The sequence below is a fragment of the Faecalibacterium sp. i21-0019-B1 genome (assembly GCF_042852915.1).
GTDB lineage: Bacteria > Bacillota > Clostridia > Oscillospirales > Ruminococcaceae > Faecalibacterium > Faecalibacterium taiwanense.
Genome location: NZ_AP031425.1, coordinates 2,624,986 through 2,637,225 on the forward strand (window position 1 = coordinate 2,624,986; position 12,240 = coordinate 2,637,225).

General features: G+C 54.6%; 10 protein-coding genes and 1 pseudogene. 7 read left to right on the forward strand and 4 right to left on the reverse strand.

Annotated features, from left to right (window positions below):
* Positions 1–31: 31 nt before the first annotated feature.
* The gene (locus tag ACGHP1_RS13090) at positions 32–940 is read left to right on the forward strand and encodes an integrase DNA-binding domain-containing protein (protein ID WP_243138981.1); all 909 of its coding nucleotides are present in this window, start codon (positions 32–34) and stop codon (positions 938–940) included.
* Between the two features lie 314 nt (positions 941–1,254).
* Positions 1,255–1,410, forward strand: a pseudogene (locus ACGHP1_RS13095) (DUF6061 family protein); the annotation flags it as partial.
* A gap of 84 nt (positions 1,411–1,494) precedes the next feature.
* Here the strand turns inward: ACGHP1_RS13095 and ACGHP1_RS13100 are convergent.
* The 4 genes from ACGHP1_RS13100 to ACGHP1_RS13115 all read right to left on the reverse strand — a co-directional run bounded on the left by ACGHP1_RS13100 (position 1,495) and on the right by ACGHP1_RS13115 (position 6,608).
* A complete protein-coding gene (locus ACGHP1_RS13100; RefSeq protein WP_097773834.1) occupies positions 1,495–2,970 on the reverse strand; it encodes a glycoside hydrolase family 32 protein in 1,476 nt (491 codons plus the stop codon).
* Between the two features lie 24 nt (positions 2,971–2,994).
* On the reverse strand, positions 2,995–4,665 hold the full coding sequence (locus ACGHP1_RS13105; RefSeq protein ID WP_120079955.1) for an extracellular solute-binding protein: 1,671 nt from the start codon (positions 4,663–4,665) through the stop codon (positions 2,995–2,997).
* A 76-nt stretch (positions 4,666–4,741) separates the two neighbouring features.
* Positions 4,742–5,677, reverse strand: a complete 936-nt coding sequence (locus ACGHP1_RS13110) for a carbohydrate ABC transporter permease (RefSeq protein WP_005945023.1) — start codon at positions 5,675–5,677, stop codon at positions 4,742–4,744.
* Entirely contained in the window at positions 5,661–6,608 is a 948-nt protein-coding gene (locus tag ACGHP1_RS13115) for a sugar ABC transporter permease (RefSeq protein ID WP_097781457.1), read from the reverse strand. Before ACGHP1_RS13115 ends, ACGHP1_RS13110 begins: the two co-directional genes overlap by 17 nt.
* Positions 6,609–6,967: 359 nt before the next feature.
* On the opposite strand from ACGHP1_RS13115, the gene ACGHP1_RS13120 reads away from it, so the two are divergent.
* Genes ACGHP1_RS13120 through ACGHP1_RS13140 form a run of 5 tightly spaced genes read left to right on the forward strand, consistent with a single transcriptional unit; the run spans position 6,968 to position 12,107 of the window.
* Entirely contained in the window at positions 6,968–8,023 is a 1,056-nt protein-coding gene (locus tag ACGHP1_RS13120; protein WP_097781456.1) for a LacI family DNA-binding transcriptional regulator, read from the forward strand.
* Positions 8,024–8,040: 17 nt separating this feature from the next.
* Positions 8,041–8,691, forward strand: coding sequence for a YesL family protein (locus tag ACGHP1_RS13125; protein WP_390509612.1), 651 nt, complete (start codon positions 8,041–8,043; stop codon positions 8,689–8,691).
* Positions 8,678–9,295, forward strand: a complete 618-nt coding sequence (locus ACGHP1_RS13130; protein ID WP_015564179.1) for a hypothetical protein — start codon at positions 8,678–8,680, stop codon at positions 9,293–9,295. Before ACGHP1_RS13125 ends, ACGHP1_RS13130 begins: the two co-directional genes overlap by 14 nt.
* A 43-nt stretch (positions 9,296–9,338) precedes the next feature.
* Complete coding sequence (locus ACGHP1_RS13135; RefSeq protein WP_302277100.1) at positions 9,339–10,271, forward strand: carbohydrate kinase; 933 nt, start codon at positions 9,339–9,341, stop codon at positions 10,269–10,271.
* A 3-nt stretch (positions 10,272–10,274) separates the two neighbouring features.
* The gene (locus ACGHP1_RS13140) at positions 10,275–12,107 is read left to right on the forward strand and encodes an amylosucrase (RefSeq protein ID WP_390509613.1); all 1,833 of its coding nucleotides are present in this window, start codon (positions 10,275–10,277) and stop codon (positions 12,105–12,107) included.
* Positions 12,108–12,240: the final 133 nt, after the last annotated feature.

Consider the following 12,240-nt stretch of genomic DNA (forward strand, 5'->3'; position numbering starts at 1 on the left):
CAACATTCTGTGCATGAAAAGGAGCGTTTATATGCAAAGACGTAAAGACAATAAAGGCCGTGTTTTGAAGGATGGCGAGGTCTACCGCAAGAGCGACGGGCTGTATATGTACCGTTGGACTGCGAAAAACGGAAAACGCCATACCATCTATGATGCAACCTTGGAGGGGCTGCGCGAAAAGGAAGAGAAGATCCAGCACGACTTGGCAGAAGGCATCCGCATTCCGGAGTGCAGTCTGACCTTGAACGACCTGTTTGAACTGTGGCGTAAGAACAAGGTGGGCTTGAAAGAGCATACCTTCGCCAATTACGTCTATATGTACAATCGGTTCGTCCGGGATGAGATCGGCATGATGAAGCTCAAGGACATTCGCAAGTCGGATATCCGCAGCTACTACAATGGCATCGTCCGCAACGGCAAGATGGCGTTGAACACGCTGGAAACCATCCAGAATGTTCTCCATCAGGTCTTTGCGGTGGCGGTGGACGATGAGTACATCCGTGTGAATCCCACGGATGGTGTCCTGACGGCCATTAAAGCCGCCCACCAGTACGAAACGCCCAAACGCCACGCTCTGACCCTGCCCCAGCAGCAGGCGTTTCTGAATTTCAAAACGCCGAAGTTCCAGCACTGGCTCCCGATGTTCACCTTCATGCTGGGGACCGGATGCCGCATCTCGGAAACGGTTGGCCTGTGCTGGGGTGACATCGGCTTCGAGAGTGGGTTTATCATCATCCAACCTGAAGATCATTCAGGACATCATGGGACACCGGGACATCAGCACCACGATGGAGATTTACGCGGAAGCCACCAAGGAAGCCAAAGCCCATTCCTTTGCAAATCTGAACGGCAAATTGGGCATTTCGGTCTGAAATCCACTACACCAACTACTACACCACTTTTACACCAAATTGCCGGTAAGTTGTGGAGAGTTGCGTAGGGAGATGTGCGGGAGCAGGAAAAAGGAAGCCGCATGGATAGGCTTATAAAGGAAAATAAAGCCATTTGTGAGCCTTCCTTGACCTGTCCCCACGATGAAGCCGATTGAGCAGTAAATTCCGCGTTTGCGCAGCAATGAAAGCCCCAGTGAGGCTTTTAAGCGGCCGAGCGGTCTTGCGCCAGCAAGATGGAGGGACCTTGCCCCGGCAAGCTCCAATTTAAGCAAAACAAAGCCTGAAACTTCTTGATGTACCGAGAAGTTTCAGGCTTTTTCTTTTGATGAATTTCCAGTAAAAACTACACCATACGCCAAACGTGAAGGACGAATACGGCAACACCCCGGCACAGCGGGCAGAACTGGACTGGCTGCTCTACAACAAGCCCTTGGAGTATGCCCAGCTTGTGCTGGGTGGGGAGATTGGACATTATCTCTCGCTTGGTTGCGACCACGGCAGGCTGGAAGAGCAATGACATAACAAACACAGCCCCGCTTTGGCGAAGGAGAAGCCAAAGCGGGGCTGTATTCAATGAAGGAGAAATGAAAGGAATATCAGGTTACAGATTCAGCTCAAACTGTTCCACCGTAACAGTTGCTTTGCCGTCTGCGGCAAAGGTGATGCCGTCGGCAGACTGGGGGGTGTAGATCCATGCGGTCATGGTCTGTTCACCGTCGTTGGCGAAAACTTCGATGCTGTTTTTGTCCAGCAGGATACGGAGTTTGAGTGCACCGTTCTGGCTGCGCACCTTGCAGCTGCGGCGGTGAACAATGTCGGCACGGGAACCGGCATAGCTGCGATCCAGCGTCAGCTCGGAGGTGTAGGGGTCGTAGGTCAGGCTGGTGTGATGGTCTGCATCGGCGGCCAGCTTCAGGGTGAAGGAGCGGTATTCGCCGGGCTGTACCGTGACGGTCAGATCCGCCACACGGCCCTTGATGCCTTCCAGAGAAGTTTCGCTTTGCACCGTCACATTTTCGTGCAGGGTGCGCTTGCCGTGGACGGCGTCCAGCTCCCGCACCGGGGCCTGAACAATGCGTCCATCCTTGATGTGCAGCTCGCGGGGGCAGATGGTCTGCCCGAACCACTTGCAGCCCTTGGGCTTATCCTCGGTGTCCGACCAGGTCTGCAGCCATGCGGTCATGATGCGGCGGCCATCCGGGGCAAGGGTGGTCTGGGTGGCGTAGAAGTCGATGCCGCCGTCCATCAGCTGCACGTTTTCCTTGGTGAAGGTGTGGGTAGCTTCGTCGTAGCTGCCGATGAAGGCAATCACGTTGTGACCGTTGTGGAACTCGCCCTTGGGCAGCATCTCCATGGGGCCGAGCATCAAGACCTGCTTGCCGTCCAGCGGGAAGAAGTCCGGGCACTCCCACATTTTGCCGTACTGATTGTTGCAGCGTTCCAGCACCGTGACAAAGTGCCAGTCGAAGCCGTCCTTGCTCTGGAACAGTGCTGCTGCGCCGCTGCCGTCCTCGGCCAGGCAGACGGTGACGGCGGAGTAGGTGCCGTCGGCCTCACGCCAGATCTTGGGGTCCCGGAAGTCGAACTTGCTGAAGCCTTCCGGCAGGTCTTTCTGGGTCAGCACCGGGTTGCAGGCAGGCTTTTCGTAGTCGAGACCGTCACCAATGGCAATGCTCTGGGTCTGGATGTCCCGCATCTCCCCATTGGGCTGCTTTTCTGCCACCACGCTGGTGTACATCAGCAGCTGCTTGCCGTCATCCATCTCGGTAGCAGAACCGGAGAAGCAGCCGGGGCCGTTGTCTGCCGGGGAATCCGGTGCAAGCGCACAGGGCAGATACTCCCAGTGCAGCAGGTCGGTGCTGACCGCGTGACCCCAGTGCATGGGCGCCCACCGCACATCGTAGGGGTTATACTGATAGAACTGGTGATACTTGCCTTTATAATAAGAGAAGCCGTTGGGGTCGTTGAGCCAGCCCACATAAGGAGTCATGTGGTAGGCAGGGCGTTCTTCCGGGGAGATCGCTGCGCCGTGCTCGGCCTCGTAGGCACGGGCTTTTTGTAAAGTCAAATCGTTCATGGAATCCTCCAAAGGAAAGAATTCTTATGCGTAGTAAGCATCCAGATATTTCTGCATAATGCCCAGATAGTCGGACAGGCCGTAGTCTTCCAGCTTGCTCAGATATTCGTTCCACTCTGCATCCTTCGTGCCGTTCATGATCCAGTTGGCCTTCTGCGTATTCATGTAGGTCTGCAGATCTGCCTGCAGGTTAGAGACCTGCTCGGTGTCCTCGCTGCTCATAAAGACATTGGGATAGACATAATCGTTGTTCATATCCGGGGTGTAGATCTCCTTGATCCAGTCCAGACGATACTGTGCATCGTCCGGGCAGGTAACGTATACACCATAGTAATCATCCAGAACTGCCAGAGGTCCACTGACACACTGCGCTTCACGGACTTCCACGGGAGAAGCATCGCCCAGAGGAGCGTGCTTCAGCATGGGCTCGCCCTTATCGTTGGTGGACAGTTCAAAGATGTTAAAGCCTTCCGCATCGCCGTAAGTACCCCAGTTGTTCTGCGGAGACTGGAGGGGTGCGTACATCTGATCCAGCCATGCGCAAACCAGTGCAGGATTAGTCGCCTTTGCGGTGACAACGCATCTGCCGCGGGCAAAGCCGCTGGTGAAAGAACCGTTCTGCGGAGTGATATTTCGGGTATCGGCGGTCAGAGCAGGCAGCGGCTCCCAGTCGGTCAGGTTGTCAATGTTGGCAACATCCCAGCTGAAGCAGACACCATAGCGGCCAGCCTTGCCCTTGGAAACATAGGTGGACCACTCCTGCGTGAAGCACTCCGGGTCGATGAGCTTCTCAGCATACAGCTTGTGCAGCCAGTCCAGACCATCACGGTAGCCCTGCTGGGTGGCGGCACAGATAACTTTCCGGTCGTTGGTAACGGCGATATGGCGGTCTTTGTCTGCATCGCCGTAGCCTTCGCCAAAGCCATTGATGAGGATGCTGGGGTCCTGATCGCCGTTGTTGACGATGCAGGACATGGGGATGATGTCGCCGTCAATGCCATACTCTGCCTTGATAGAAGCGGCGTTATCACGGAATGCAATCAGCACCTGCTCAAACTCGTCCACTGTGGTGGGCATCGACAGACCGAGGAAGTTCAGCCACTTGGTATTGATGAAGCTCATGTTGCCAATGGTCTGGATGGCGGTCTTTTCCGAGCCGAGCTGCTCGATCCAGGGCAGTGCCCAGATGTGGCCATCGCTGTCGGTGCACATGGTGCGGTACTCCGGGTACTGCTCAAAGACCTTCTGGAGATAAGGCATATTGTTGTCAATGTAGTCTTCCAGATTGAGGATGACACCCTGATCTGCGTAGCGCAGCAGATTGCTGTCGGTAAAATCAGCAGTAAAAACAAAATCCGTCAGGGTGTTGGGGTTGGACATATTCAGGGTGATCTTATCGCTCCACTGGTCGGACTGGATGGCGGTCCAGTCGATGTGCACATTGGTCTGCTCTTCCAGACGCTTGAAGATGGTGCGGTTGTTCGGTTCGGGTTCGCTGCCCACAGGGAAGCTGGTCATACCGGTAAAGGTGACCTTTTCGGACAGCGGAAATGTAACGGCACCGGTCACGTCCACAGCTGCGGCAGCAGAATCGCCGCTGCCGGTGGATTTGCCGCCACAGGCAGACAGAGCAGCGGCAGAGCCCGCCAGAGCGCAGACCTTGAGGAAGTTGCGGCGAGAGATCAGCTTTTTCATGGTATTTTCTCCTTTTTCATGTTTCTTTTTTCGTGTAACAGATGAGCGTACCTGCTTATAAAATTCTGGAATATCCTCAGCCCTTAATGGAACCAGCCATGATGCCGGCATCAAAATACTTCTGGAAGAAGGGATACATCACCAGCAGCGGCAGACTGGAAATAATAATGGTTGCATATTTGAGCAGCTCTGCCATCTTGGCACGTTCGGCAGTGCTCTGGATATCTGCGATCATGCCGGATTCCGGCTGGCTCTGGATCAGGATGGAACGCAGCACCAGCTGCAGCGGCTGCTTCGATGCGCTGTTCAGGTAGATCATGGCATCAAAGTAGCTGTTCCACATAGCCACGAACTGCCACAGGGCCAGAACTGCCACCACCGGCATACAGACGGGCAGCAGGATCTTGAAGAAGTAAAGCATCTCGCTGGCTCCATCCACATCCGCAGCTTCGCGCAGCTCACGCGGGACGCCTTGATAATAGGTACGGGCAATGATCATGTTCCACACGCTGAATGCTCCCGGCAGAATGACCGCCCACATGGAATCCAGCAGACCCAGATTGTTGATGAGCAGGTAGGTGGGGATCAGACCGCCGCTGAAAAACATCGTGATCACAAACAAGGTGTTGAAGATCTTTTTGCCTTTGAAGTCCGGCAGCGACATGGGATAAGCGGCAAGCATCGTCACAGCTACCGAGATGATGGTGAAGATGATCGAGTAAAGCACTGCGTTCCTGAAGCCGACCCAGATCTGCTTGTCCGAAACGACACGCTGGTAAGCATCCAGACTCCACTTGCTGAAATCAAAGGAGATGCCCTTGTTTTGCAGAGTGACCGGGTCCATAAAGGACGCGATAACGATGTAGATCATCGGAACGATGATTGCCAGCAGGAACAAGCCCAGAAGTGCGTAGCCGCAGTACAGGATGATCTTATCTTGTCTGGTGTAGAGGGCCATTTTTGATTTTTTCTGTTTTGCCATGGTAAACCCCTCCTTACAAGCCCTTGCCATCGTTCATTTTGGCAACGATCTTGTTCACTGCGATCAGCAGGATGACGTTGACAATGGTGTTGAACAGACCGACTGCCGTGGAAAAGCTGTAATCGCCGTCCAACAGGCCCTTTTTATAAACGTACGTTGCAATGATCTCGGCAGTGTTCAGGTTCAGGTCCGTTTGCAGGGCATAGGCTTTTTCAAAACCGATGCTCATGATGTTGCCTGCCTGCAGGATAAACTGAATAACGACCATATCCTTAATGGCGGGCCACTCCACCGTCATGATCTGCTGGATCAGGTTTGCGCCGTCGATCATCGCAGCTTCCTTCAGATCTTTGCTGGCATTAGAAAGGGATGCGGTGTACATGATGGATGCCCAGCCGGCACCCTGCCAGATGCCGCTGATGATGTAGATGGGGCGGAACGCTTCCGGCAGCGTCATGAAGTTGATGCTGGTGTGAAGCAGGCCGTTCACCGGACCGGTGACACTCAGCAGCACTCGGACGATGCCGCACAGCACGATGACCGAGATGAAGTTGGGCATATACAGCACCAGCTGCACCTTCTGCTTGATCTTCTTGCTCTCGATACGGTTGAGCAGGAATGCCAGCAGGATGGGGATCGGGAAGCCCCACAGCAGACCGTAGACGCTCAGCTTCAGGGTGTTGATCAGATAGCGCTGGAAGTCCGGCGAGGACATGAAGCGGGTAAAGTTTTTGAAGCCTACCCACTCGCTGCCCCAGATGCCCTTGAAGGGATTGTACTTCTGGAACGCGATCAGCACACCGCCCATGGGAGCGTACTTGAACACCAGCGTCAGCGCCACGGCAGGCAGCAGGAACAACAGGTAAAGCTGCCAATGCCGTTTGATGTAGACCCATGTGTTGTGCAGCTTGCGTTCTGCTGTCAGCACAGCCGTTTCCGGCGAGGCCGTCTTTGCTTTCATGAATCATTCTCCTCCTTGTTTGATTTGCTTGCCGTTTGATTCGCACTTTATATTTGCACCTTTGAATTTTACGTTTTTCACTTCGTTTGTGCAAATGTAAAACTCTGTAATTCATTTATACCACTCACGCAAGCGAATGTCAACGATAATTCATGGTATACATCAAAAATTATTGTGGATTTGTACAGATGCACAAATTCAAAAGTGCGCAAATATGCAAAATGATGATTTGCATTTTTGCATTTGACTAATTTGTGCATTTGCACTATACTGGAGTCGCAAAGAATAAGATCCGTCACCGGACTTTATCTATAAAAGAAAGAACACCCGCTCCTATTTATAAAGAAAGAGGATGACTTATGGCAACCAAAGTCACCATTCAGGATATTGCAAACGAACTGCAGCTTTCCCGCAACACAGTTTCAAAGGCCATCAACAACACCGGTGTGCTGGCAGATGCCACACGGGAGAAGATCCTGCGCAAAGCCGCCGAAATGGGCTATAAGCAGTTTGCCTATCTGCCGCTGTTTCAGGAAGACACTGCAAAAGCAGCAGAGCATTCCATTCTGCCGAGTGACAAACGGGAGATCGCCATGCTGACGACCCAGTTTCTGAGCAGCTCTCACTTTTCCTCCATGATGCTGGATCGTTTCCAGTCGGAAATCGAGCATCTGCATAGCTGTACGACCATTCATCGCATTTCTCCCATAGAGCTGAAAGAGAAAAAGCTTCCATCTTCTCTCAACATCCAGCGCACAGCCGGCATCATCTGCATTGAAGTATTCGACTATGACTACGCACAGATGCTGTGCGATCTGGATGTTCCGCTACTGTTTGTAGACACCCCTGTGATGGATATGCGTCCTCCCCTTAAAGCCGACCGCCTTTATATGGAAAACCGCATTGAGGTCCAGAATGCGGTGGCCCACATGGTCCAGCGCGGCAAAAAACGCATCAGCTTTGCGGGGGATAAAAACCACTGTCAGTCCTTCTTTGAGCGTTATATGGCTTATAAGGATGCAGTGGAGTACTTTGGTCTGACAGAAGGCCTGAGCACCTGTGCGATGCCATCTGGACAGCAGAACTATCCGGTATCCCTGTACGAAACCATACGTCGGTTCAAAACGATGCCGGATGCCTTTGTCTGCGCCAATGACTTTGTTGCCATGGATCTGGTCAAGGCATTGAATGAGCTGGGGTATTCGGTTCCCGATGATATCTGGGTCTGCGGCTTCGATGACAGTCAGGAGGCCTCCTACTTTGCCCCCCATCTGACTTCGATCCATATCCATGGACAGATCATGGGCTACACCGCTGCCAATCTGCTTATGACCCGCATCGAAGAGCCATCGCTGAACTATCGCACCGTCTATACGGAAACCAACCTGATCCTGCGCGAATCCACAGGAGATTGAGCGAAAGGAGAACCCCCATGCGTGACCTGTGCAACACGGACAAGCCGCTGTTTGCTGTGCTGACGAAATTGACTTACAGTGCTTACCTGAACATCTTATGGCTCGTGTGCAGCCTGCCCATCGTTACCATAGGAGCTTCTACGACCGCATTGTTCTACGTCACGCTCAAAATGGCGGAAGATCGGGACGATGGTCTGACCCGGATGTTTTTTAAGGCGTTCCGGGAGAATTTTAAGCCTGCCACAAAACTCTGGCTAATCCTGCTGACAGTCGGCAGTTTCCTGGCTGTGGATGGCTTTGTGCTGCGCCGAATGTGGAGCGAAAACATTTTCTGGACGCTGCTCACTGCAGTGCTTATTGGTGCGGCAGTTCTGTACGGCATCGTTCTGCTGTATGCCTTTCCTCTGCTGGCACGGTTTGAAAACACCACCTTCGGCATCCTGAAAACAGCGTTTCTCGTGGGTGTCCGGTATCTGTTTTGCACCCTGCTGATGGCGGCGATCTATGGCATCATGGGGTACGTCATAGTGTTTGTATTCACGCCTGCATTCCTGCTGGGCATGGGCTTGTGCGCCATGCTCTGCTCCTTTCTGATGCTTCGGATCCTCTATCTGATCGGTGGAGACCCTGATGCAGTACACGAGGAATACGACCATGACAAAAACTGACCGGGATACGCTCCGCTCCCTCCATGGGCGCAAAAAGTGGGAGCACATCTGGGCATATTACAAGCTGCCCATTGCGATCGTGCTCATCGTCGTCTATATCCTCGGGTATGCAGCCTACCGTCATGTGACGAAAAAAGAGGATGTGCTTTACCTTGGTCTGGTAAATATCACTGCCGGGTCTGATCTGACGGAACAGCTTACCACCGGCTTTGCCGAGGCGCAGGGTCTGACCAAAAAGCAACAGGTCGATCTGCTGTCCGGCTTGCTGCTCAGTGAAAGCGAACGCGCAGAGGAGCAGTATGTATATGCTTCGGAGATGAAGCTGCTGGGTGCAGTCAGTGCCCAGCGGTTAGATGTTGTTCTGATGGACGAATATGCACGGGATCGACTGTTGGCAGATGATTATTTTCTCGATCTGCGGACACTGGATGCGTCTTTCCATGCACTGTCGGGTTTGAACGCCGGTGGAACCGTGCTGGATATTTCGGACACGCCGTTTGTCAGGCAGGCAGGTTTTTCTGGCAAGGTCTATCTTGGGGTAGTGCAGAATGCACCGCACCCGGAGCGTGCAGCCGCTTACATTCATTATCTGTTCCAGCGGTGACCGTTGGGTTTTGGCTTATAGGATAAAAATAAGGAGAAAACGCATGGACATTTTAACGATTGGTGAAGTTTTGATCGACCTGACCCAGACCGGCAAGGATGCGCGCGGCATCCCCCAGTTTGCCGCAAACCCCGGCGGTGCACCGGCCAATCTGGCGGTGGCTGCTTCCAGACTGGGCGCACAGACCGCCTTTATCGGCAAGGTGGGTGCGGATGCCTTTGGCCGCTACCTGAAAGAGGTTCTGGCAGAAAACAAGGTAGACGTTTCCGGCATGGCGGTGGATGCAGACCACCCCACCACCATGGCGGTGGTCTCGGTGGATGCCACCGGCGAGCGGGATTTCAGCTTCTACCGCAGCGCCAACGCTGACGTGATGCTGTGCAAGGAGGACATTTCGGACGAGGCTTTGAAAGCTGCCAAAATCGTCCACTTCGGCTCTGTCAGCCTGACCGCTGACCCCTCCCGCACTGCCACGCTGGATGCTGCCGCCCGCGCCAAAAAGCTGGGTGCTACCATCACCTACGACCCCAACTACCGTGCAAACCTCTGGAAGAACAAAGAGGATGCCATTGCCCAGATGAAAGCTCCCCTGCCGCTGGTGGATATCCTGAAGGTGTCCGATGAAGAACTGCCCCTGCTCACCGGCACCACCGACTGCGAAAGCGGCACGGCACAACTGGCACAGAACGGCATCCGGCTGATTTTTGTCACCTTGGGTGCAAACGGCGTATTCTACCGCTTTGGGGACAAGACTGGCCATGTGGCTGGCGTTCCCTGCAAGGTGGGTGATACCAACGGCGCAGGCGATACCTTCTTTGGGGCTGCCCTGTCCAAGCTCTGCAAGGAGGAGCTGGATACCCTGACGGTGGACAAGCTGGAAAGCATTCTGGCTTTTGCCAACAAAGCGGCCAGCATCACCACCAGCCGGCATGGTGCTATCCCTGCCATGCCCACCCTTGCAGAAGTGGAGGGCTGAACCATGGCAGCAAAACAGGAATTTGCGTCCCGGTTTGCCAAGCACAAGGACGAGCTGGAATGGCTGTTCATGGAACTGTACCACAACCGGGAAGGGCTGGAAGTTCTGGAGCGGGAGATGGCAGAAGCCTACAACGCCCGCAGCGCCGAGCTGAAAGCGCTGGACAAAGCGCGCTCTGCTGACCCGGAGTGGTACAAGCGGGGCAATATGTTCGGCATGACCATGTACACCGACCTCTTTGCCGGAAACCTGAAAGAACTGGCAAAGAAGCTGCCCTACCTCAAGGAGCAGAAGCTGACCTATCTGCACCTGATGCCCCTGCTGCAGATGCCCCATCCCCACAACGACGGCGGCTATGCGGTGGAGGATTTTGACACTGTAGACCCGGCCCTTGGCACCAACAAGGATCTGGAAAACCTGACCCGGGAGCTGCGCAAGGCCGGCATCAGTCTGTGTCTGGATTTTGTCATGAACCACACCGCCAGCACCCACCGCTGGGCCATGGCGGCAAAAGCCGGAGACCCGTGGTTTCAGGCCTATTACCACCTCTACGAGGACCGCACCATCCCCGACCAGTACGAGCAGACCGTGCCTCAGGTGTTCCCCAACACCGCACCCGGCAACTTTACATGGTGCGAAGAAATGCACAAGTGGGTGCTGACCACCTTCCACGACTACCAGTGGGATCTGAACTACGCAAACCCGGCGGTATTCGTGGACATGACCAAGAGCATTCTGCACCTCGCCAATCTCGGCGTAGAGGTGTTCCGCATTGATGCCGTACCCTATATCTGGAAGCAGCTGGGCACCACCTGCCGCAATCTGCCCCAGGTGCACACCATCGTGCGGATGCTCCGCATGGTGCTGGAATGCGTCTGCCCGGCGGTCATCCTCAAGGGCGAGGTAGTCATGGCTCCCAAGGAGCTGGCGGCTTATTTCGGCACGCCCGAAAAGCCGGAATGCCACATGCTCTACAACGTGTCCACCATGGTCAACCTGTGGGGTGCCCTTGCCAGCCGGGATACCCGGCTGCTGAAAGCTCAGCTGGATGCCCTCCATGCCCTGCCGGACAACTGCTGGTTCGTGAACTATCTGCGCTGCCACGATGATATCGGCTGGGGTCTGGATGAGGCGGTGGAGAAACGGCTTGGCATTGACCCGCAAAAGCACAAAGAATATCTGTACCACTTCTACGAGGGCAATTTCCCCGGCAGCTGGGCAAAGGGTGAGCTGTACAACTACGACCCTGCCACCGGCGATGCCCGGAGCTGCGGCACCACCGCCAGCCTGTGCGGCGTGGAGCAGGCACTGGAAAAGGACGATAAGACCGCACTGGATTATGCCGTGAAGCGTGACCTGCTGCTGCACACTGCCATGGCGTTTTTGCAGGGCTTCCCCATGCTGAACTGCGGCGATGAGATTGCACAACTCAATGGCTGGGATTATAAAAACGACCCCGACCGTGTGGAGGACAGCCGCAATCTGCACCGCACAAAATTCAACTGGGAGGACGCAAAGCAGCGCACCCGGAAGGGCACGCTGCAAAACAAGTTGTGGCAGGGCATGGAGCAGCTGCGCCAAATGCGTGCAGACCCCTGCTTTGCCCCGGATGCGTGGGTGACCACATGGGACAGCCACAACCCCGGCGTGCTGGCGCTGGTACGCAAGCGCGGCGAGGAAACGCTGGTGGGGCTGTTCAACTTTACCGAGTACCCGGCAGGGGCAAGTCTGGACGCTCTGGGCGGCGAGTATCACACCCCGGAGGGCACTTCCGTCTGGCTGGCGGATGTGGAACTGGAGCCGTATCAGGCACTGCTGGTAAAAACAAATAAGTAAAGCGGAATACTCCGGTAGCTTTCTCTTGGTTGGAAAGTTGCCGGAGTATTTTTGTTTCGCGCAAACTGCAAGGTCACTGGATCATTGAAATGTCGGAGATGATTGCCACCGCCAATGCCACGCGTGCCTGCGC

What these genes read in the sequence shown, in the direction of transcription:
- ACGHP1_RS13090 (WP_243138981.1), top strand. Translation starts at nt 32, where the DNA reads ATGCAAAGACGTAAAGACAATAAAGGCCGTGTTTTGAAGGATGGCGAG.
- ACGHP1_RS13100 (WP_097773834.1), bottom strand. Translation starts at nt 2,970, where the DNA reads ATGAACGATTTGACTTTACAAAAAGCCCGTGCCTACGAGGCCGAGCAC.
- ACGHP1_RS13105 (WP_120079955.1), bottom strand. Translation starts at nt 4,665, where the DNA reads ATGAAAAAGCTGATCTCTCGCCGCAACTTCCTCAAGGTCTGCGCTCTG.
- ACGHP1_RS13110 (WP_005945023.1), bottom strand. Translation starts at nt 5,677, where the DNA reads ATGGCAAGGGCTTGTAAGGAGGGGTTTACCATGGCAAAACAGAAAAAA.
- ACGHP1_RS13115 (WP_097781457.1), bottom strand. Translation starts at nt 6,608, where the DNA reads ATGAAAGCAAAGACGGCCTCGCCGGAAACGGCTGTGCTGACAGCAGAA.
- ACGHP1_RS13120 (WP_097781456.1), top strand. Translation starts at nt 6,968, where the DNA reads ATGGCAACCAAAGTCACCATTCAGGATATTGCAAACGAACTGCAGCTT.
- ACGHP1_RS13125 (WP_390509612.1), top strand. Translation starts at nt 8,041, where the DNA reads ATGCGTGACCTGTGCAACACGGACAAGCCGCTGTTTGCTGTGCTGACG.
- ACGHP1_RS13130 (WP_015564179.1), top strand. Translation starts at nt 8,678, where the DNA reads ATGACAAAAACTGACCGGGATACGCTCCGCTCCCTCCATGGGCGCAAA.
- ACGHP1_RS13135 (WP_302277100.1), top strand. Translation starts at nt 9,339, where the DNA reads ATGGACATTTTAACGATTGGTGAAGTTTTGATCGACCTGACCCAGACC.
- ACGHP1_RS13140 (WP_390509613.1), top strand. Translation starts at nt 10,275, where the DNA reads ATGGCAGCAAAACAGGAATTTGCGTCCCGGTTTGCCAAGCACAAGGAC.